Origin of the sequence: Micromonospora sp. NPDC023644 (assembly GCF_040640115.1) — a bacterium.
Classification (GTDB): Bacteria; Actinomycetota; Actinomycetes; order Mycobacteriales; family Micromonosporaceae; genus Micromonospora.
On the sequence record NZ_JBFABA010000002.1, the window covers coordinates 307592 to 329778 of the forward strand.

General features: G+C 66.1%; 15 protein-coding genes and 2 pseudogenes. All 17 read right to left on the reverse strand.

All coding sequences use genetic code 11. The features are described 5' to 3' along the window. Window positions 1-112 precede the first annotated feature (112 nt). The 17 genes and pseudogenes from AB0G08_RS02760 to AB0G08_RS02840 all read right to left on the reverse strand — a co-directional run bounded on the left by AB0G08_RS02760 (window position 113) and on the right by AB0G08_RS02840 (window position 22162). Complete coding sequence (locus tag AB0G08_RS02760) at window positions 113-823, reverse strand: hypothetical protein (protein WP_358082137.1); 711 nt, start codon at window positions 821-823, stop codon at window positions 113-115. 138 nt (window positions 824-961) lie between these two features. Next, window positions 962-1405 (reverse strand): SUKH-3 domain-containing protein, encoded by a 444-nt coding sequence (locus AB0G08_RS02765; RefSeq protein WP_358082139.1) that lies wholly within the window; start codon window positions 1403-1405, stop codon window positions 962-964. Window positions 1406-1590: 185 nt separating this feature from the next. Beyond that, window positions 1591-2064 carry a hypothetical protein gene (locus AB0G08_RS02770; RefSeq protein ID WP_358082142.1) on the reverse strand — a complete coding sequence of 158 codons (474 nt, stop codon included), beginning with the start codon at window positions 2062-2064 and terminating at the stop codon, window positions 1591-1593. 183 nt (window positions 2065-2247) lie between these two features. Further along, complete coding sequence (locus AB0G08_RS02775) at window positions 2248-2703, reverse strand: hypothetical protein (RefSeq protein WP_358082145.1); 456 nt, start codon at window positions 2701-2703, stop codon at window positions 2248-2250. 216 nt (window positions 2704-2919) lie between these two features. Beyond that, on the reverse strand, window positions 2920-3102 hold the full coding sequence (locus tag AB0G08_RS02780; RefSeq protein WP_358082147.1) for a hypothetical protein: 183 nt from the start codon (window positions 3100-3102) through the stop codon (window positions 2920-2922). A gap of 430 nt (window positions 3103-3532) precedes the next feature. Beyond that, window positions 3533-4033: a hypothetical protein gene (locus AB0G08_RS02785; protein ID WP_358082149.1), complete on the reverse strand. Its 501-nt coding sequence runs from the start codon at window positions 4031-4033 to the stop codon at window positions 3533-3535. Window positions 4034-4494: 461 nt separating this feature from the next. Then, complete coding sequence (locus AB0G08_RS02790) at window positions 4495-5199, reverse strand: DUF4265 domain-containing protein (RefSeq protein ID WP_358082152.1); 705 nt, start codon at window positions 5197-5199, stop codon at window positions 4495-4497. Window positions 5200-5216: 17 nt separating this feature from the next. After that, window positions 5217-5666 (reverse strand): HNH endonuclease signature motif containing protein, encoded by a 450-nt coding sequence (locus tag AB0G08_RS02795; RefSeq protein WP_358082244.1) that lies wholly within the window; start codon window positions 5664-5666, stop codon window positions 5217-5219. After that, complete coding sequence (locus tag AB0G08_RS02800) at window positions 5617-5742, reverse strand: hypothetical protein (protein ID WP_358082155.1); 126 nt, start codon at window positions 5740-5742, stop codon at window positions 5617-5619. The genes AB0G08_RS02795 and AB0G08_RS02800 overlap by 50 nt, the downstream gene beginning before the upstream one ends. Before the next feature lie 511 nt (window positions 5743-6253). Next, window positions 6254-6466 (reverse strand): annotated as a pseudogene (locus AB0G08_RS02805) (ISAs1 family transposase); the annotation flags it as partial. Window positions 6467-6530: 64 nt separating this feature from the next. Next, window positions 6531-6785, reverse strand: a pseudogene (locus AB0G08_RS02810) (transposase family protein); the annotation flags it as partial. Between the two features lie 143 nt (window positions 6786-6928). Beyond that, a complete protein-coding gene (locus tag AB0G08_RS02815; RefSeq protein WP_358082158.1) occupies window positions 6929-7327 on the reverse strand; it encodes a hypothetical protein in 399 nt (132 codons plus the stop codon). A 313-nt stretch (window positions 7328-7640) separates the two neighbouring features. After that, entirely contained in the window at window positions 7641-8273 is a 633-nt protein-coding gene (locus AB0G08_RS02820; protein WP_358082161.1) for a polymorphic toxin-type HINT domain-containing protein, read from the reverse strand. Window positions 8274-8395: 122 nt separating this feature from the next. Then, window positions 8396-8815, reverse strand: a complete 420-nt coding sequence (locus AB0G08_RS02825) for a hypothetical protein (RefSeq protein WP_358082164.1) — start codon at window positions 8813-8815, stop codon at window positions 8396-8398. A 24-nt stretch (window positions 8816-8839) separates the two neighbouring features. Then, the gene (locus AB0G08_RS02830) at window positions 8840-17950 is read right to left on the reverse strand and encodes a DNRLRE domain-containing protein (protein WP_358082167.1); all 9111 of its coding nucleotides are present in this window, start codon (window positions 17948-17950) and stop codon (window positions 8840-8842) included. Between the two features lie 680 nt (window positions 17951-18630). Further along, a complete protein-coding gene (locus AB0G08_RS02835; RefSeq protein ID WP_358082171.1) occupies window positions 18631-19338 on the reverse strand; it encodes an HAD family hydrolase in 708 nt (235 codons plus the stop codon). Window positions 19339-19453: 115 nt separating this feature from the next. After that, window positions 19454-22162 carry a glucosidase gene (locus AB0G08_RS02840; RefSeq protein ID WP_358082173.1) on the reverse strand — a complete coding sequence of 903 codons (2709 nt, stop codon included), beginning with the start codon at window positions 22160-22162 and terminating at the stop codon, window positions 19454-19456. Window positions 22163-22187 lie beyond the last annotated feature (25 nt).

Sequence of the window (22187 nt, forward strand, 5' to 3'; positions counted from 1 at the left end):
GCTGCCCCGCACAGCCCGTGGCGCCAGCAACCGTCCGCTGGTGGAGCAGAGACAAACACAAGGGTGGGCCCGCCGCAGCGGCGAGCCCACCCTCCATGTCACATCGGACCGGTCATCCTGTCTGGCCCACGAGCTCCGGCACCGATCGGTCGATGCTGATCGTGAGCGGACCGTCCGGCTCGAATCCCGGAACACCCACAGCCCGGTCGACCGACGCCAACCACTCGGGAAGCGCCGACTCGATCAGATCGATGGATGTCGTCAGCGGCGAGTACTCGACGCCGAGCGCACGAACCTCGCCAGCCACCTTGATGCTGACGAACTCCCACCGGGCATCGGCCCGGTCGACGGCACGCAGGGTCAACTCGGCCGTATCCACGGCAGCGATGAATGCTTCCGTGCCACGGACCACCTCAAGACCGGCACTGCGGTTGACAAATGCGAACACGTCCTCCACCTGCGCATCGCTCGACAGATACGACCTGAGGTCGGCCGCCTTCCTCGCCGAGGCGAGGTCGGTGTCGCGCAGCCAGGTGGACTTTCTCAAGCAGAAGGTCAGTCCGGTCTCTTCCGACTCCTGTCCCGGCAGCGAGTCGGTCCGGTAGACCCCCGTGACGGAGACACGCGGGCCCTCATCGATCATGGCCGTCAGCCAGGGCTGGAACAGGAGTCGGTCCCCCGAGAAGGAGGCGCTGACCATCCGAATGCCGGCCAACTTCGCCACGGCGATACGTTTGAGCGTGCCGACGTTCGGCAGAAGGCGAGCCGGTCGCATCACGACGAAACCGGGGTACCCGGCCGCCGAGCCTTCGCCCTCACCCATGGAGCCTCCTTCCTGCTACACGTCAGAACGTGGGCCCGGGTCGCATCCTATGGAGCGGGTAGTGGCGTACGAAGATGCACGCCACTACCCGACCAACCACCTCTAGGCCGTGTTTCAGAAGTCAGAATCTCGGTCGATCTAGCCGCCCGCGTGTAGCTGCGTAGGCATCGTTCCCTCGCACAGGGCAATCAGGCCCTGGTCGCCTGGTCCGAAGATGGCAACCCAGGTCTCGACCAGGAGAATCACGCCCCGCTCGTCCATCCCGAGAAAGAACCGACCCTGGTCCAACTCGCCCAGCGGGTAGAGCGATCGTCCGGTCTCGCCACCCCACGCCAGGAACCGATCCTCCTCACCGACGCAGAGCGACGGATTCAGCTCGAACGGGGTGCGCGCCGCCGTCCGTCCCGGTCCATGAGCATCAACGACGAGACCGCCGAACTCGCCGAGGAATGCCTCTGCCGCCGGGTGCATATCGAGTCCGACCAGCTCCGCTCGCCATCGCGCCGTCTCCACCCGCCGCCCCAAGAACCACCCGGCACGCTGCAACGCCCGCTCGACGTCAGGCGGGAAGCGCCCAGCCATCCGCTCTCCTTACCCTTCGCTACTGGCACCATCGTCAAACGCAGCTCCGGAGGTCCACCACCCCGCACGGTCCGATCCGGCACTGCCCGTACCACTGAGCGGCCCGCCGTGCCAGGACCAACAACGGCTCGCCACACACCGATCAAGTTATGAAACACGGCCTAGAGCACTGCGAGAGGGTCCCGTCAGGTCGTCTCCGGGCCGATCATCAAGATGATCATCTCGCTCTCCCCGCCAGCCACGGCAGCCGACTGTGCCGGTGAGAGACCCAGGTGTCCCGGCGGTTCGAGATCCTGCTTCAACTTCTTCACGTTGACCGAACAAGTGTCGGCCGCCAACCGCACCTCGCCTTCGGCAATCACCACATATGGGCCACTCGGCCGCTGCGGAACCGGCGCCAGTGACAGTTCCCCGGCCGGATCGAGCCTCACCTTCTCCGCTCCGCCTGTCGATGCCGGACCAACGAATCCCACTTCCAACCAGGTCCGGTCCTCGTACTGCTGCGTCTGGGCATACTCGTCAATGGTGAGCCCTCGGGCACATCGCTGCACGCTCTCGCTGGGGGTGGCGGCCTGACAGGCCGCCACCCCCAGCGACGTCACCAGCAGCGATGCCGAGATGACCCGCCATCCCGACAGCGCCCTCACATGATCAGGCATTCGGAGCAGGGGCTCGCCGGACCAAGGGACATCCCATAGGCAGCCACCCGACTGAAGAAGTTGTAGCCCGGACGGACATCTTGTCCATTTAGATAATTCTCCGCATCACTTGCCGATTCACGCTCCCCAAAATAGAAGACAATCGAAACCCGGCTGGAAACCCGCCCTACGGCTAGATCAACATCACCCACCATGGGCGACGTAGACATAGGCCCAAATGTTTTGCGAGTCCGGCATGTGCTGCACAAGTGCGTGGACCGAATAGAGGTTCGGTTTACCGACGCTGAACTCTTGAAACCGCTGCTCAGGCCCGATTTGCCACCCCATCGCGGTGACCACGCCCTCATCCATCCAACGACTGCGGAAGCTCAACGGCCGCTCAGCATCACGCCCGCCGATTCGCTCGGCTTGGAGCAGACCACGCATGCCGTTAGCCGCCAAGAACCTGTTGACGCACTCCTCGGAAGACTCTAGGCGTAGAAAGACTTTGTAGTAGTAGCCGAAACCGTCGTCCACCGCCGCATATCGCAGATCATCATAAAGGCAGCTTGGCAAACGGATGTCCGCACGACGAAGGCCCTCATCAAGGCTGATGACACCGCTGTCAATGTCGTACGCACGGGCGTCTCGCCCCTGCACGGCGGAGCCGCGCCCAGCCTCGCCCGACCTCGTCGCGCGCTCCGCACCGACGTAAACGGCGCCGAGCAGTAACGCTACTCCAACGACAAGCCAGGCTAGGCGAGACCCGCCGCGGACGCTCAAATCAACACACTCCTCAAGAAGACCTAGAACCCATACCTGGAAGTGGTCGTGCCGACCACTGCGAATTCACGGGCCAAGCCATAGCCTGCCGCGTCAGCCGCGCCATACGTAGCCGTTGAGCTGGCGCTGGTAGGTCAACGCGGTGCCCGGCGTGCCGTTCCTGGCCGTCTCGGCGTCCCTGATCTCGGTCAGGTAGCCGGCGCTAGCGTCGTGCCAGCTCGAGGTCGTCGAGTCAGCGCAAGGGCCCTTGTCGGGGGCGAGTTCGCTCGCGACCAAGGTAACCGACGGTTATGGTGACGGGTCTCAGAGGGGCGCTGGAAGCTGTTCACGTACACAACATCATCCTCGCCGGGTGACACCAGCACCGTGCCAGGCAACGCCTTCACCGAGTTACGAGACGTCCTTTAGACAACGAGAACGTGGACGGGTAAGACAGCACAGGCGAGGCTCCCGTGTTGGGGCATGGGGTTTTGGTCGATGTGCTGTCTTACCTGGAGCCTCGCCCTCATCGATCCCCGGGCTACGCACACTGTTCAAGACCTGCAAGATCGGGTTGGAAAAGGCTTATTGTCGCCTTGTTGGCGCCGGCGGAACGGGCATCGACACCGCCGGGTCGTCGTAGGTGCGGAGTCCAAACGAGGAGGCGGCAACCACTCGGCTGCCGCCTCCTCGATCAGGCGCCTGGACTCAGCACACCCGCATCCCGCTACCGGTCAGACCCGCGACGCAACGCGTCGCGAGCCATCTCCCTCTGCTGGTCGATCGCGTTCATGCAGTTCGCGTTGGCCCGCTCGACGGCAAGCACCTCCTCCTCCGGCGTTCCGACGGCGAACTCCGGCAGGCGCTCGCCGTCCCGGATCACGTCGTAGCAGGCTGACATGGCCTCCAAGGCCATCTCGGCTGTCGCGTCATCCGCCCGCACTCCTACGCAATATGTCAACGCGTTGAACAGCTGCCAAAGTCTTTCCATCCTGAGGTCGTCCGACCACTCGAACAGCTCGTCCAGCACGTCTTCCGTGGAATCTCCCGGTGCTGCTCCAGAGACGGAGCGGCGGACCAAGTCCATGGCAGCATCGACGGTCTTGCCAGCCTCGTCGGCCACGAGAGCACGGCTCAACGACGGCAGCGCGTCGCGCGTCCACTCCAGCACCTGAAGCACCAACTCCAGCCGCGCCTTGGACGGAAGCTTCTCCAGCGTCTTTTCCACCGTATCGGATAATTCCCGGTCCCAAAGTGTTGCCATTGTCTAGCCCCATCCAACAATTCTGACTCCAGGCGTTGCTTCTGCACGAGCCGCGCAACCCTGGTGGCTCTCTGCACCCGGCCCGCAACCCGCCGTAGCGCAGACGGTCGAGGTCAGGTTGCCCTGCGGCTTGGTGACGGTCCGGACGTTGCCGACCTTGTCGTAGGCCGTGGTGGTCCTCCGCTCCGGGTCGGTCGCATCCTCCGGAGCGGGGTGAACCCCGCGACGTTCCCGTCCGGATCACGCTTCGGCGAAGGACTTTCCGCCTCCTGCTTCACGTATTCCGCTGTTCAGTCTTGGCTGCGGTAGGTGGTCGCGTTGTCGCCTTGATGGCGCCGGCGGAACGGACACCGGCACCGCCGGGTCGCCGTAGGTGCGAAGTCCAAACGAGTAGGGCGGCAACCACTCGGCTGACGCCCTCTCGATCAGGCGCCCGGGCTCAGCACACCGCATCGCGCTACCGGTCGGACCCGCGACGCAACGTCGAGCCAGCCATCTCCCTCTGCTGGTCGATCGCGTTCATGCAGCTTGCGTTGGCCCGCTCGACGGCGCGACGACAGCCCGCCCGTCAGGAGTGAATACGCCCCTTGGACGCGACCCTGCACCACAACGAGCCTCCATGAAGGCGCGAGGCTAAGACCTGCAAAACGACCGGTGGTCCGCCCATTCGAACTGAAGTCTCCCTTCCTGGCTCCGGTTTTCAAAGCTTCCAGAAGTGGATCAACGGTCACCTCACTGGGGATGTCAAAAGCTATGAATCGGTCACCATTCAATTCATAGCCGAGATTGAGTCGATCAGCAGTAGACATTAAGATCGCTTGGAGCTGCGCAAGCGATTCCTTATCTGCAGGCCACCCAAGGAGGGCGCGCAACACACGATGCCCAGACCGCTCGTGTACCGTCTCCACGTATCCGCCATCCACGTCAAGGGTGACGACATCCAGGTAGGACAGGCCATACGCACAAAACGGTATGCAGGCCACACGGAACAGGCCGCCACCCAACTCATTGAGCCACAACTGCTCAACCTGACCATCCAGCCCCGCATAACCGAGGTCGACATTGGCAATATAGTAAGGCGCTTGACGTCCGGTCGGATTGTTATGGACGATGAAGATTGGCTCAACCATCCAACTTCCCCTCACGGCTATTGTCGACCCGGGTGGAGCATGAACCACTCCTGGATCATTTGTCGGACCAGTGCGTAGGAGGCCACGTGCCCCGGTACCCCTTGGGTGGGGTTGTACGGAACAAAGTTGTCCTTCTTCGAACTGTTGCACCGCCTGCAGGCAGGTGTGAGATTTGCGTCAGTCCTGTCACCGCCGTGAATTCTCGGCTCGACATGGTCAACGGCTTCGGCAGGGTTCTGTCGGCAGTAGGAGCAGAGAGAAGTAGGCTTGCTGGGGTCGCGGTTTACGCCGATATTGTAGTCGATCAGGTCTTGGCGGGTGATCTCCTCGCCCCCTCCGCGTCCACCACTTTGGTCCTCCGCTCCGGGTCGGTCGCATCCTCCGGAGCGGGGCGAACCCAGGGCCCCGGCAAAGTCGTCAGGTGATGTCGAGCAGTGCCAGCGGGCGGGTGCTGTCGCGGGCGTGATGCCGGTTGGCGGCGGCGATGTTGGTGGCCCCGCTCAGGCGCAGGGGGCCGATCGCGGCGTTGCGTAAAGCGGCCATGACCTCGGGTCCGGTGCCGGTGCGGATCTGGCTGCGGTCCTCGTCGTAGGTGACGTCGCGGACCCAGTGGACCTTGATCTCGATCGACCAGTGCCCGCGGGTCCACGCTGCCAGTTGCGCCGGTTTTGCCTAATAGACGCGGAGATCGGTGATGGCGTAGACGGTTTCGGCGGTGAAGCGTTTCGGTTGGTCCAGGCGGCGTCTGCGGCGGCGGATCTGGATGGCATGGGCGGCGTGCGGGAAGTCGATGCCAGTGGAGATCGTTAGGATCTTCAGGCTGCGGATCTCGCGGCGGCCGTGTCCGCGGTCGGTGTCGCGGGCGGCGTCGGGGACGCCCCGCCAGGGCAGTGCGGTGAGCTGGGCGTGCAGGTGGGGCTGATTGCCTTTGACGGTCAGGATCCAGTGCGCGCCGCGTTCGGCGAGGCAGGTGGCGTGCTCGCGTTTGGCAGTTCAGGGCGTCGGCGGTGATCACGGTGTCGCGCAGGTCGCCGATCTGGTCGAGCAGCGGCGCGAACCGGAAGATCTCGTTGGTCTTGCCGTCGACGTCGATGCTGGCCAGAACCACACCGGTGGCCTGGTCGCAGGCAGTCATCACGTGCCGGGTAGGGGTGTCGGTGGTGCGGGAGCCGCGCAGGGTCTTGCCGTCGGCGGCGATCGCCCGGCCGGCCGTTGAGGTGGTGGCGGTGGCCCGGCCGGCGAGCCAGACACTGATCGCCGCAGTCAGTGGGCGGGTCCATGGCCTGCAACAGCCGACGGATCATCGCCTCCGATGGGCGCCGGTCGGCAGTCATGCCCAAGGCGAGAGCCGTTGCCGCCGGAACATCGGCGACCCACTCGGCGATCGCGGCGTACGAGCGGTAGCCGGCGGCCACAGCACACACGGCTGCGGTGACCACGACTGTCAGCCGACGCCGGACACCTCGCCGGGCCCGTGGATCAGGCAGACCGTCGAGTGCTTCGGGCAGCCCACCAGCAGTTTCGACAACGGTCAGAGCCGGTGCGCAGGACAGGGACGAGATCAGCGATGATGGCAGCGCGGGCATAACTCACTTCGGGCGATCAGCATGGCGCAGCAACCTTGATGATCTTTTGAACCGGTCATGCCCGTCTTGCTGCCACCACCAACGGCGCTTCTACTCCAAGCAACACAAGTCAGACACCGTCACGACTTTGCCGGGGCCCTGAGTCAGTACCAGATCTGAAAACGAAGCACAGCAGGCGCCGAATCCTCGTCAGCCGATATCAGTAAACGCGCCTGACCTGGACGGTCGGTCGTCACCTGCAACTTGACCTCCTCAAGCGGGTCATGGAGAAAGAATTGGCCCTGCAAAGATGAAATGTTCCCGTCAAACAATACGGCTCCGTCGATTGCCAACTCCGGGGAGCCCTCCTCATACAGGTCAACCAGCACTGGCCCGTCGATGGGATTTTGAACCCCGACGTAAACAGAGTCTGGAGCAGCATGGACGAGAGAATCCCACGCATAATCGACATGCGCGTCGATCGAGTTTACATCCCTGAAAATGAGCAGCCCATTGCCGACGAACGCACGAAATGCCCCGAGAAAGCCTTCTTGCAGAGTCATCCATCAAGCACCCCGGTCCTCAGGCAGCAGACACGCGACCACGGCCAGTGTAGACCAACCCAGAAAGCCAACCGGGTTCGGGCTGAACCTAAGATTCGGGGCATCCGCAGCCTCCGCAACCGCGCCATCGCAACCTAGGAGCGGTAGACATGCAAAGGAAGGTCGGATCGGCCGCAGAACCCGCAGCCGATCCGACCTTTACGAAGTCCATCCCTCCAACGACAGTTACGTCACAGTTGGATCAGGTTGAGATGCCTTGCGTCAACCAGTTCGCGAATGGGCGGGAAGTTATAGTTCCCCTGAGAAAGCTGGCTCATAATTCCTGCCTGCCTACGCTGACATTCCGTTCGCGCGCATTGCGGATATCCAGTCCCATGGTACGGCTTGTTGGCGGGCACCGAAGAAACCGGGGGTTGATGATCGAGACCCACTCACCATTCTTCGTCGCCGGCGTCCTCCGGCCACACGTGTGACACCCATTCACAATCCCGTTGATTTGATTATCCACGTATTCCGGATCGCTCCTGGTGACCTTCCTCTTCGTGGTGGCCACGCCTTCCTTTGCGAAAGGACCCGCACCCAAGGTCAGCCGGCAGACATCTTCCTCATCGACGTTGTGGACGAGGACCGGCTCATTGTCGGCAAGCACGTAATAGCTGTGGAGGCCGTCGACGGTGAGGTTGTAAACCCGTTCGTGCTTGACAGTGCGCTTGACTGCGGTGATTTGGACCCAGGTCCCCGCTGCCGCCTGTAGCCACATGCCGGGCTTGAGCTGCTTGGCCTCGACCCACATGCCAGTGTCAGGCAGCCAAATCAGGTGGTTGTCGGTGGATGTGACGCTTCCGGTCTTCGACCCGTCCTTTCCGTCGGTGTCGACGGTGAAGGTGATGAAGGCCTTCTTGCCTGCCTCTTGTGACCCTACTGTCGTCCAATCATCCGCTGGCATCTGACCTGAAGACGCACCCAGCGGCTTGTTGAGATCACCTCAATACATAACGAGGCCTCCGGCGAAGCATCCGATTCGGATGCTTACACCGAAGGCCTCGTTGGCGTTCCCGCCGTCGCGCGCTAGCCCCTAGGCTCCAAGATCACGTGCTTGACATCTTCTTCGAGCTCTTCGACTGCCGGAGTGTAGAGACTTAGCCCCAGTTCACTAAACTTCAACGACTCCAGCTCGAACACGTCCGGACGGAACCCCTCATTCGCGAGCTCATTCAACACCTCCCCTAGCGGTCTTCCAACCAACGATATCCCACGCCAAAGCACTTCGATCGAATCGGATATGTCGATCTCGATGAGCCGGTTATTCGCATCGTACGCCAGGATGAGAGTCATGTCGTAGTACGAGTCCAGGACCGACCCCGGAAATCGCTCGAACGCAACATGATTGCCTAGCCTCTCTCGATGGACGGATCGCGACTCGCCGAAGCGCGCCTCGGATATGCCTTCCCCAGGCAGCACCTCAAACGGTTCGGATCGACCGGACATGACTACGCTCCCTAATCAATCAATTCAGTTGAAGGCATCTGGCGGTATCTTCCCCAACATCTCCGCAATGGCAGCGTCGTACTTAGTGCCGAAACGACTCCTGATATCGTTGATATCGTTCCACATTGCACCCGCCGTGTCACCCCGGCTAATCAAGTCCCGCTGCATCTCCCGATATCTTGCTTGCAGCGACCCCGGTCCGCCACTGGTGCTGTACAACTCCGCATGGTCCGCCCGGTCCATCTGAATCGCAGGCCCCTTGGAGAACGGGATATTCGTCGTAGAATGCGGCGGCATGTGGTTGATCTCGATGCCAGGCGGATTCACCTTCCGCCCGTCCGGCAAGGTGTCCTTAAGCTCTCCATGGGCGCCACCGCGGTAGACATGTCCGGGATTGGCACGTGGCTGCTTTTTGGAACAGCTACAGGGCTGGCCGTTGGCGTCCTTGCCTCCAACACAGTTGTGGACGAGGACAGGACTGGCGTCAGCAAGGACATAATAGGTGTGAATTCCCTCAACAGTGAGGTTATGAACTCGCTCTTGACGGACATTCCGATCGATGGCAGTGACCTGGACCCAGGTTCCAGCGGCTGTCTGCAGCCACATGCCTGGCTTCAAACTGTCGCCCTCGACCCACCGTCCGGCGTCCGGCAGCCAGAACAGATGCTCTGCCGTCGACGTGAAGGAGCCCCTCTTTTCTCCGTCGTCAACAGTGATCGTCACCAGCCTTTTAAGGCCAGCGTGACTACGGACACTGGTAACCGTCCGGCCTTGGTTTTCTCGCGACTCGACATCCGTGCCGAGAACCTCATCACCGGCCTTCAGATCCTCGATCGCCTTGGTTCCACCGTTGGCTAGGAGCACCTTGGTTCCGGGAACGAAGCTGTTGCACTTCTCCGGCGGCTGGTTGGTCCGTGCTGCAGGCGCATCACCGCCCTTGGTCGCCTTGGCGGTGTCGGTGGCGTTGTCGACGTTCTTCGCGGTGTCCGCGGTCGCGGTGGCACCGTCGTAGATCTTCTTGCCCGTCTTGCCGAACTTGACCGCCGAGGCTCCGTACCCCGCCAGGGGAATGGCTGAGGACATCGACAACCCGGCGTCGACGTAGTTGCCCTCCGCCAGGTACCAGATGCCGTTGGCGACGTCGGCGACCTCACCGACCACCGGCACCAGGCCGACCACGTCCAGGGTGGCGTGGCCGACGTCTGACCACGACATGCCCCACAGGTGCCCGTCCAACTCCACGAAGCTGATCGGGTTACCACCAGCGAACGAGTACCGGTTGCCCGTGTACGGATCCGTCGCCAGACCCATGTCCGCCATCGCGCCGCCGTACATGTCCCGCGTCAGGAACCGGTTCAACCCCGGGTCGTAGTTGCGGAACCCCATGTCGTACGTGCCCGAACCCGAATCCCAGCGGGAGGCGTTGAACCGGAACGCGTTGTACGGCTCCTCACCCTCCGGCTGCGCACCCGGCTTGTCCACACCCGTGAACTGCGAGTCGTCGTCCTTGCCGTACGCCGTGTAGCCGTACGTCGCCCGGGTCTTGCCGTCCTCCTTCGTGATACCGATGACGTCACCACGCGGCCGGTAGATGAACTGCGAGTACTCCCGGCTGCCGTCGTCGGAGTGCTTGATCTGGGTCAGCTGCTGACCCCACGGCGCGTACTGGTACGACTTCTTCGCCTTACCGGCGACCTCCTCCCGCAGCACCTGGTTGTCCATCCCCAGGTACGTGAACACCGTCGTCTTGTCACCCACCGTCTGCGACACCGTCCGGTCGAACGGGTCGTACGCGTAGGTCGTCGACTTCGCGGTGGCCCCGATACCGGCGGTGGTCTTCGCCGTGCGGTCGAACCCGTCGTAGTAGTACTTCTGCGCCCGCTGACCACCGACCGACACCGTGTCCAACCGACCCAGCGGGTCGTAGTTGTACGTCGACGTCACGCCGCCGGCGGTGGACGAGTGCAGCCGGTTCCGGTCGTACTTGCTGGTGCTGGTCGCACCACCGATGGTCTGCGACACCACGTTGCTGTTGGCGTCGTAGACGTACGACTCGGTCGACGTGCTGTCCCCGGATTTGTCGACGCGGGTGACCCGGTCCTGCGGGTCGTAGGTGAAGGTGTAGGTGTTGTCGATGTGGTCCGCCGTGTTGTCGGCGTTCATCAACTTGAGCACGTCCTTGGCCGGGTGCCCGTTGGCCGAGTACTCCAGCGTGTGCTCCGCGACCGTCACGCCGGCCGAGGTCTTCTCGATCTGGTGCCGGGTGGCGCCGTCCAGGTAGTACTGCAGTTCCACCGTGTTGCCGTTGGGCTTGGTCTGCTTGAGCAGTTGCCCACGGGCGGTGTAGGTGAAGGTGAAGATCTGCTGGTTGCCCGCCGTCGCCGAGTCGGCGTTGGTCACCTTGGCGACCATGTCCCGCTCGTCGTACTCGATCTTCGACCAGGTCAGGTCGTGGGTCGAGGTGGCCGGGTTGCCGTTGGGGTCGTAGGTGAGCGCGGTGGTGTTCTTCAGCGTCGTGCCGGCGAACTCCTTCACCGTCTCGATCTGGTTGAGGTCGTCGTAGCCGATCTCGTACCGGTCCCTCGTGGCACCCGGGCTGAGATCCTTGACCTCGACCAGGAGCCCGTTCGGGTTGTACCGGTAGGTGAACTCCTTGCGCTCGTTGTCCGTGTCGGCGGCGTTGTCCCGCACCAGCTTGACCGCGTCGGCGAGCACCTTGCCCGTCGCCGCGTCGGTGAGGGTGACCTTCTGGATGCCGTCCTCGGTGAACGGGTAGCTACCGAGGCTCACCCACTGGCCGGTGTTCTGCGTCTGGTTGACGGTCTTGACGACGCTGCCGCCGTCGTGGGTGACGGTGAACTTCGCATCCGTGGCCGCCCCGCTGACCTGCGGGTAGTGCACGAACACCTCGTAGGTGCCGTTCCGGGGAACGGTCAGCTGCCAGTTGAACTGGGCCGCGCCGCTGCCGGCCGGGGCCGTGCTCACGTCGTAGCCGTACTGGCCGGCCGCCGCGCCGCCGGTCCAGGTGCCCTGGGTGGCGGTGTTGTGTGTGTCGGAGTTGTCCACCAGGACGACGTCCCGGCCCACCGGCAGGCCGTCCTCGGAGCGGGCCTTCTCGTTGCCCGAGGGGTAGTACTCCCAGGTCATCGTCCGCGAGACCGACCCGCCGGCCGAGGTCAGCGTGTTCTTCGTCTGCTGGCCCAGGTCGTTGTAGTCGTACGAGTTGACGATGTTCCACGGGTCCTTGGCCGTCTTGGTCCACCCGTTGTCGTAGTAGGTGTACTCGGTGATGTTGCGGACCGTCTGCCCGTCCGACGGCGGGGCGCTGACCTTCGTCAGGTTGCCGATCGCGTCGTAGGTGTAGATGGTCTTGTCGGGCGTGTTGTAGCGGCTGTCGTCCTTGTCGTACGCCGTCCAGGTCTCCTTCACCCGGTTCAGCGAGTCGTAGACGTTGACCGTCGCGAAGTCGTCGGCGTCGTCGGTGGTGTTCACACCGCGCGGGGTGATCACCTTGGTCGAGTTGCCGACCTGGTCGTACTCGTACTTGGTGGTGCGGTAGGTGATGGTGCCGGCGGTGTCCTTGCTGTGCGGCACCTTCGACTCGACCAGCGCGCCCCGGGCGTCGTACGTGGCCAGCGACTCGTTGCCCTCGGCGTCGGTCGTGGCGACGGTCAGGCCGTCCTTGTCGTACCGGGCGGTGGTGAACTTGCCCAGCGCGTCGGTGGTCTTGACGACCCGGTGGTTCAGGTCGTACTCGAACTTCGTGGTGAAGTCCGTGGTGTCCGCCGACGCCACCTTCTTGGCGTCGTAGAGGACGGTGATATTGCCGACGTTGTCGTACTCCGAGCGGACCTTCTGGCCCTTGAAGTTCGACACCTCGATCGGCTGGTAGATCGCGTCGTACGTGGTGGTCGTGGTGTAGTCGCCGACGGTCGAGGTCAGGTTGCCCTGCGGCTCGGTGACGGTCCGGACGTTGCCGACCTTGTTGTAGGTCGTCGTGGTCCTGCGCTCCGGGTCGGTCGCCTCGTCCTTCGGTGCCAGCGTCTCGATCACCTGGTCGGCCTTGTCGTAGACCGACGTCGACTCCGCCCCGTTGGACGCGTACGCCTTGACGATGTTGTCGTTGGCGTCGTACTGCGGTGCCGGCGTCGTGATGAACCGGCCGGCCGCCGCGTCGAGCGGCTCCACCATGGCCAGCGGACGCCCGAAGGTGTCGTACGACTGGGTGACCTTGGCGTTGCCGCCGTTGCGGACCTCCGTGACGTTGCCCCGCGCGTCGTAGACGAAGTACGACTTGCCGGTGCCGGCGTCGGTGATGGTCCGCGGGTAGCCGCTGACGTGGAAGTCGCTGTAGGCGGTGGTGTTGCCGTTGGCGTCCTTGACGCTCTCCAGCTGCCCCCACTCGTCGTAGGTATTGGTGGTGGTGTAGTCACCGTCGGCCGCCGAGGCGGTGCCCAGCGGGTCGGTCACGGTGTGGACGTCGCCCTCGGCGGTGTAGCTGAAGGCCCACTTCCGCCCCTCGGGGCTGGTCTTGGTGAGCACCTCGGCGACGTAGCCGTTGAGCTGGCGCTGGTAGGTCAGCACCGTGCCCGGCGTGCCGTTCTTGACCGCCTCGGCGTCCTTGATCTCGGTCGGGTAGCCGGTCTTGGGGTCGTACGCCCAGGTCGAGACAGCGCCGTTGGCCTCCTCCAGCCGGACCACGTTGTGGTCGTCGTCCCAGCCGAACTTGCTGGTTTCGTTCTTGGCGTTGGTGGTCTCGTACGGCCGGCCGTAGCCGTCCATCCGGTACGCGGTGGTGTGGTTCTCCGCGTCGGTGACCGTGGTGTTGACGTTGTTGCCCTGCGGGCCGTCCGGGTCGACGTAGGCGAACTGCGTCAGGTGGCCGAGCCGGTCGGTGTAGGACTTGGTGGTCCAGTGCCACTTCGGGTCGTCGCCGGTCTGCGGGTAGTGGTAGGTCAGCCCGGTGGCGTTGCCGCGCGGGTCGGTGACCTTGACGAGCTTGACGTTCTTGTTCCCCTGCGTCATGTCGTAGGCGAACTTGAACGTCTTCGGCTGGCTGGCACCGGCACCGTCGACCAGCTCACCCAGCAGACCCTTGTCCGTGTAGGTGAAGGTGAGCTTCCGCCCCGAGACGTCCGTGATCTGCGAGATGTGGTCGATGATCTTCGGATTGGTCAGGTTGGTCGCGGACTTCCGCGTCCAGTCGGTGTCGTCGATGTAGTCGAACGTCTGGCCCTTGGTGTAGTAGTCGATGGTCAGCGTCTGCCGGCCGGTCGCGTCGAGCAGGTACCGGAGGAACTTGGTCGGCTTGTTGTTGGACTTGCGCTCCTCGTAGACGAAACGCAACTCGTTGCCGTTGTTGTCGACCACGCTCGACAGGAAGCCCTCGCAGTCGTAGTAGAACTGCGTCCGGTCGGGCTTGGTGAGCAGCCACGCCTTCGGCTCCTGCGTGTTGGGCTTGCAGTCGAGCGTGGTGACCTTCTGCAGGTGCAGGTGCACGCCCTTGGGCGCCGTCCACTCGTTCGCGGTGGCGTTCCAGGTGAACCGGTGGCTGGTGCCGTCGCCGTCGGTCAGGGTGACCTTCGTCGGGTTCGGGTTGGGGTGGAAGTCCAGCGGCGTGCCCAGGCGCATCATCGACGACGCCTGCAACGACCAGCCGTAGCCGGCGACGGTGTCGCTGGTGTCCAGCGAGTTGTACGCCAGCCGGACGAAGGTCGACAGGCCCCGGGACGGGTTGCTGAACGCGTTGTACGACCAGACGGTGTTGCCCGCGTACAGGTTGTTCATCAGGGTGCCGCCGGCGCCGGTGTTCTTGCCCGCGTACGAGTAGAACTTCTCCAGGCCGAGCTGGTCGGAGGTCGGCTCCTCCACCGCGATGTTCTGCGGCAACGCCTTGATCGCCGTGGTTTCGGAGAGCTTCTTGCCGGTGACCTTGTTGCGTAGCTCCCAGTCGAGCACGTAGTCGGTGCGCTTGTTCCCCTCCGTCGACGGCGGTGGGGTCTTGACCTGGGCGTTGACGTCGACCGTGCCGGCGATCGGCACGGCCGCCGGCAGCGGCGTCGCCACGTGGATGGCGGCGTCGGACACCGGCAGGCCGTCGGCCCGCTTCCACTGGTAGGTCAGCTCCCACTCGGTGGCGGCGAACGCCGCGCCGGTCGGGTTCGACACGGTGACCGGGACGGTGTACGTCGAGGCCGGCGCGAGCTGGTGCGGGGTGCTCGGCGCGTGGTAGGTCGACTCGGCGCTCTGTTCGAGGTAGGTGACCTCCAGCGTCGGGCGCAGCAGCGGCTCGGGCGCCTCCGACGACAGCATCATGGCCCGTGCGGTCTGGGTGGCCTCGTTGCGCATCCGCAGCAGGAAGCCGTTGTTGCCGCCCGGCGTGGCGACCCAGCCCTTCACGGGCTCGGTGACCGTCCAGGTGGCCCACTCCGGGTCGTTGGTGAACCCGTTGAACCCGGCCTTCCAGGTGGTGTCGTAGGCGCCGCCGGGGGTGGTCCAGGCGGTGGTGGCGTTCGCCTTGTCCCAGGTCGCGGTCGTCTCGTCGAAGCCCTGGGTCAGTCGGTGCACGTCGACGTACTCGGTCTGCACGTCGCCGGGGAACAGCGAGGTGTTCCACATCCGCAACTGCGCGTCCACGACCCGCGCGGTCGCCGGGATGCCGGCCAGGCTCGGGAACTTCACCAGGCTCCGGGTGGTGCCGAAGTACGTCGAGTTGTTCCCCACCCCCAGGTACGGGTCGCCGAGGTAGCTGTCGACGTTCTCCGTGCGCCGGGTCAGCGACAGGTTCGTGTCGACCACCCCGTTCGCGCCGGTGGTGTCCCCGGCCGCCGCCGCGTCCCGGTAGATCCGGGTGATCTGGCCGGCCTTGGGCAGCGTCACCGCCTGGCTCGGCCCGGCCAGGAGCTGCCCGTCGCGGGTCTTCACGGCGACCATGTAGTAGTAGAACTTGCGGGCCATCGGGTCGGTGTTGTCCGCCGCCGTCGGCACCGCCGTGGTGTCCTGGTAGGTGCGGGTGCCCGTCCCGACGGGCGCGATCAGCGTCGCCGACGACGGCCGGAAGTCCTGGTAGATGCTGCGGTGAACCTGGTACTCCACCGCGTCGTCATCGGTGTTCGACGACGGGTCCTGGTACTGCGGCCAGGTCAGCACGGCACCGGTGGAGGTGATGGTGGTCGGCGGGTGCACCGCCACGCCCGGCCGGCCGTAGGTGACGATCAGCCGCGGCAGGTTGTAGTCGCGCCGGTCGTTCTGGTACGCGTACTCCGACGCCTCGTAGATCGGCCCGCCGCGGCCCTTGGTCTCCTCGTCCACCGCCTTGATCACGAAACCGTGGTTCGGCGTGCCGTTGAGCCACTGCTGCACCACGTCGCGTACGGCGAACGAGTTCCACACGCTGGAGACGCCGCGCGCCTTGTTCGCCACACCCCAGCGGGTGAACCGCACCGCGTCGGCGATCACCGCCTTGCCCGCCACGTCCCGCAGCACCACCCGGCCGGCCGTGCCGGCGTTGAAGCGGTACGTGCCGAGGGTCGCCCACGCGCCCTTGCTGTCCGGGGTGGTCTGGTTGACCGACGGCGTCGACGAACCGTTCGCGTGCTGCACCGTGTACGGGGTGGGGTTGGCCCGGTCGGACGCGCCCACGTAGTGCACCTCGACCTTGTAGTCCCCGGTCTCGGTGATCGTCGGCGTCCAGGTGTGGGTGTCCCCAGCGGTGGCGTCGTTGTTGAACCGGTAGTCGGTCCTCACCGCGTGCTTGGTCATGTCCGGGTTGCCGGACCACGCCCACGAACCGGTGACCGAGGTGCCCGCGTCACCGTCGTCGAGCTGCACGAGGTTCCCGGCCGGCTGCGCGGCGATGTTCTGGTACGTGTTGTTCCACGTCGCCGACTCGTCCGTCCACGGCTGCGTCACCCGACGCGCCTCCATCAGCACGTCGTGGTCGTAGGAGGTGTGGGTCTGGTCGTAGTACAACTCCAGGCGGGCGTCGTCGATCGCCGTCCCGGACGGCACCGCGGCCAACGGGAACCGCACCAGCGACCGCCAGACCCCGGTGTCGGTGCCGACCCGCAACGGCCAGTTCGTGGGATCCGTCTGGTGGGCGTGGTTCGGGTTGCCCGAGTAGACCTGCACGTCCTGGGAGTCGGTCGGCACCGGCTGGATCCGGATGGTCGGGTCGATAACCACCGGGTAGACCCGCTTCGGGTCCGCCAGCCAGGCGGCGTCCGCGGTCACCGTCACCGTCGTGGCGGCCCCCGACCCGGCCACGGTCTGCGTGACCTTGTCACTCCACACCTTGCCGTGCGGCGACGCCTTGTCGTCCCGGTCGTCGTACATGAACGGCGCCGGCATCACGAACACCGGCTCACCACCGGCCAGGCCGACGAACGCGATCGACCCGTCGGCGCGCTGCTGCGCGGTGAGCCCGGTGGCGTCCAGCGTGAACGTGTACGAGGCCGGGCCGCTCGGCGCCCGGTGCAGGACGATCTTCTCCTTCAGGGCCGTCGGGGTCACGTCGTAGACGACGTCCGCGCCACCAGCCACACCGGGATAGGTGACCGACGAGCCGGAGACCCGGGGCGTGACGCCCTTCGCCGCACCGGCCAGACCCAGCTCGACGCTGCGACCCTCCTGCGCGAAGCGCACCAACTCGTCCGAGCGGTCACCGAACAGGCTGGTGAAGCTGTTCGTCGTGTTGCCCTGGACGTACCCCTTGTCCTTGGTCGGGCGCACCCTGGTGTCGATCGGCTGCCACCGGCCCCTGCCGTCCCTGTAGTGCAACGGCACGGCGGAGATCTCCGCCTGGGTCCGTCCGTCGGACAACTGGTACACGCGGCTGTTCTTCGTACGCTTGCCGGGAAGCTCCCTGACCCGCTTCTGCGCCGGCCACACCTTCGCCTGCGGCGCCTTCTCCTGCACCGTCAGGCCGGCGCCGACCACCTCCGGCCTCGCCGGGCGCGAGCCGCCGTCGACCAGCCCCTTCGCCGCGTCGCCGAGCCGGGACAGCAGGCCGTCGTCCTTCGCCGCGGTCGCGGCCTTCTCCGGTTTCCGGTCCGACAGGACCTGGGTCCCGCCCACGGTGGCGGCCAACGCCACCACCAGGCCCGCGATCAGCGGCCCTCGCAGTTTCCTCTTCACCCGTCACCCTCCGGTCGGGGGCCAGTACGACGGGTAGAAGCTAGGAGGGCCGCGCATACCGAAAGCTATCGTCCGGCTACCGGGAGGATCGATCGGTCCGTGACCGCCGGAATCGGGTGGCGACGCCTACGGTGGCGCTCCGCGGTCTCCTCGGTCGGGCATCGCCGGGACATCGAAAGGCCGCGCCACGTCGGCGGTTTGGGGTCCTCCGCCAGCGGGCGGCCGGCGCGCGTTCCGGTGGCAGCAGGTGTTCCGCCGTCAGGCGGCGCAGCGGAGGGGCGGTCCGCCGAGGGTGCCAGGACCGGGGCCGCAACTCCCCGGTCCTGCCCCCAGCCGTCCGGCGTGGTAGCGGACGCACCGGATGAGCGCGTGGGCGTGGCACGCCGCCCACGCCGGGCTCAACGCGGCGAGCCTGCCGCCTGCACTCAGCTCCATGGTGCCCACCTGCCGGACTTCGGCACGCTCCCGACTCACCCCGAAGAGCCGTGAGCGCCGAATCAGGCTAGGCGTGCCGCCGGGGCCCCGACAAGGACGACCGGGGCCGACCCAGGGTGATTGATGTCAAGGTGAAAAAGCGGCATGTCGACGTAACGCGGCCCTGTGGAGAAGCGCTGTTTCCGGTCGAGGCGGCCACTGTGTCCGGTGCGCCCCGCGCCGCTTCCCCGCGGCGTGGGCGCGGTTCAGAAGTGGCGCAGCAGATCGGGGAAGGCGGACAGCCGCAGCACCCCCGGGTCGGTCGGATCCAGCTCGTCGTGCTCCAACACCCAGGTGTTCTCGTTGGGGATGAACACGGCGTTCAGCCCGGCGGCGCGGGCGGGCCGGATGTCGGACTTCGGCGAGTTGCCGATCATCCAGGTGACGGCGGGGTCGACGCCGTGCTCCCGGGTCAGCCACCGGTAGGTGTCGACGTCCTTCTCCCGCACGATGTGCGCGGCCCGGAAGTGGTGCAGCAGCCCGGAGGCGTCGAGCTTGCGCTGCTGCTCCTCGCGGTCGCCCTTGGTCAGCAGCAACAGCTCGTGCCGGGTGGCCAGGTCGTCCAGCGCCTCGGCCACGCCGGGCATCAGCTCCACCCGGTGCGCGACCAGGGCCGCCGCCAGGTCCTCGATCTCGCGCCGCTCCGCCTCGGTGGCGGGCCGCTGCCGAAGCCGCTCCACGCACTCCCCCAGGCTGCGCAGGAACACCTTGCTGCCGTAGCCGTGCGCCACCGCGTTGGCCCGCTCGATGTCGTCCAGGATGGCCCGGGTCTCGGCCCGGTCGAGGGTCGGATGGTCCAGCCACTCCAGGAAGTCGTCGATCACCCGCTCGAACAGGACGTTGTTCTCCCAGAGCGTGTCGTCGGCGTCGAAGACGAGCACCTGCCCGTCGCGGCGGCGGGTCGTGTTCCCCATGACTGTCCTCCCCGTGGTGGCCGGGGCCACGGTACTGCGGTCCCATCGGCCCGGTCAGCCGGGTTTCGTCGGCGTCGCCCCGGCCGGGACCGCCCGCCGTAGGGGGCGCCCGGCCTCAGCGGCGCAGGGTGAGGATCAGGTCGGCGACCAGGGCCGTCCAGCCGGTCTGGTGCCAGGCGCCCAGCCCGGCGCCGTTGTCGCCGTGGAAGTACTCGGGGAAGCAGATCAGGTCCCGCCAGTCCGGGTGGGTCTGGAAGAGCTGGGCGGCGCCGTAGATCGGCCGCCGGCCCCAGCCGTCGCGGGTGAACAGCGAGATCAGCCGCGCGGAGAGGTCGTCGGCGATCTCGTCGAGGGTCCGCTTCACCCCGGAGCGGGTCGGATACTCCACCTGGAGGTCGTCGCCGAAGAAGGCGGCGTAGTCGCGCAGCGCGCTGATCAGCAGGAAGTTGGTCGGCATCCAGATCGGGCCGCGCCAGTTCGAGTTGCCCCCGAACAGGCCGCTGGTCGACTCGGCCGGCTCGTAGCCGACGCTGAACTCCTGGCCGCCGAGGGTCACCGAGAACGGCTTGTCGAGGTGGGCCCGGGAGAGCGTACGCAGGCCGTACTCGGAGAGGAACTCGTCGGTGTCGAGCATCCGGGCGAGCAGCCGGACGATCTGCTCCGGGCCGACCATGGACAGCAGCCGGTGCTGGCGGCCGTCGGGCCCGAGCCGCCGGGCGCCGATGACGTCGGCGTACTCGGGTCGGTTGGTGAGGAACCAGCGCAGCCGGGCGTGCAGCTCGGGCAGCCGGTGCAGGGTGCGGGCGGTGAGCCGGGTCGTCGCGGCCAGCGGCAGCAGGCCCACGACCGAGCGGACCTTCAGGGGTACCTTCGTGCCGTCGGCGAGCCGCAGCACGTCGTAGAAGAACGCGTCCTCGGCGTCCCACAGGCCCTGCTCGTACGCGGCGGCGGCGATGTAGGCGAAGTGCTCGAAGAACTTGGTGGCGGTGTCGACCCAGGTGCGGTCGTGCTCGGCCAGCACGACGGCGATGTCGAGCAGGTTCAGCGCGTACATGGCCATCCAGCCCGTGCCGTCGGACTGCTCCAGCACCCCGGCCACCGGCAGCGCCGCCGACCGGTCGAACGGGCCGACGTTGTCCAGCCCGAGGAAGCCGCCCTCGAAGACGTTGTTGCCGCCGGTGTCCTTGCGGTTGACCCACCAGGTGAAGTTGAGCAGCAACTTGTGCATCACCCGCGCCAGGAAGTCGTGGTCCCGGCTGCCGTCGATCTCGAAGACCTTCAGCGCCGCCCACGCGTGCACCGGCGGGTTCACGTCGCCGAACGCCCACTCGTACGCGGGGATCTGGCCGTTGGGGTGCAGGTACCACTCCCGCAGCAGGAGCAGCAGCTGCTCCTTGGCGAAGCCGGGGTCGACCCGGGCGATGCTGACGCAGTGGAAGGCCAGGTCCCAGGCCGCGTACCAGGGATATTCCCAGGGGTCCGGCATGGAGATCACGTCGAAGCTCGTCATGTGCCACCAGGCGCTGTTGCGCCCGTGCCGGCGGCCGGAGGGCGGGGGCGCGGAGCCGGGATCGCCCTCCAGCCAGCGCTTGACGTCGAAGTGGTAGAACTGCTTGCCCCACATCAGCCCGGCGATCGCCTGCCGGGCGACGAGTGCCTCGTCCGGGGTCGCGGCGGCCGGGATCACCCCGGCGAAGAACCGGTTCGCCTCCGCCCGGCGGGCCCAGAGGACCGCGTCGAAGCCGTCCCCCAGGTCCGCCGGCGGCGGCGGGGCGCCGCCAGGCGGCGGGGCGGTACGGGTCAGCCGCAGCCGGATGCGCCGCTGCGCCCCGGCCGGCACGTCCAGCACGTAGTGCAGCGCGCCCTTGGTGCCCTCCCGGGCCGGGTTGACCGTCGGCGCCCCGTCGACCACGTGGTCGTTGATGCCGTCCTTCGGGTACGGGGAGCGGCCGGGCAGCCCCCAGAGCCGCTCGGCGTTGGTGTCGTTGTCGCAGAGCAGCGGCGTGGGCTCGCCGTCGCCCTCGAGCAGCAGCTGGCCGAGCACCCGGTGCTCGCCGACGAGCCGCGATCCCTCGCCGACCAGCCGGGGCACCCGCTCACCGCCGGGCAGCCCCCACGCCCAGGTGTTGCGGAACCACAGGGTGGGCAGCACGTGCAGGGTGGCCGCCCGGTCGCCCCGGTTGGCGACGGTGACGACGACGCACATGTCCGTCGGTGTCGCCTTGGCGTAGTCGACGGTCACCGCCCAGTACCGGTCGTCGTCGAAGATGCCGGTGTCGACCAGCTCGTACTCCGTGTCGTCCCGGCCGCGCAGCGCGTTCACGGCGACCAACTCGTCGTACGGGAAGGCGGCCTGCGGGTAGTGGTACCGCCAACGCATCCACGAGTGGGTGGGGGTGGAGTCCTCGTACCACCAGTACTCCTTGGCGTCCTCGCCGTGGTTGCCGCCGTCGCCGCCGAGGCCGAACATCCGCTCCTTGAGGATCGGGTCCTTCCCGTTCCACAGGGCGAGGGCGAAGCAGAACGTCTGCCGGTCGTCGCAGACGCCCGCCATGCCGTCCTCGCTCCACCGGTAGGCTCTGGACCGCGCGTGGTCGTGCGGGAAGTAGTCCCAGGCCGTACCGTGCTCGCTGTAGTCCTCCCGTACCGTCCCCCACGCCCGCTCGGACAGATAGGGACCCCATGTGCGCCAGTCCTGCTCCCCGGCGTCGGCCTGAGCCAGCCGGAGCCGTTCGGGGTCGGGCGCGGAGTCGTCGGGGGGTGGCACGTCGGTGATCACTCGCACATCTTCGACGCCGCCGGAGGACTTCACCACAGGAGCCATTCTCGTCGTGGCGTGTTGCACCCCG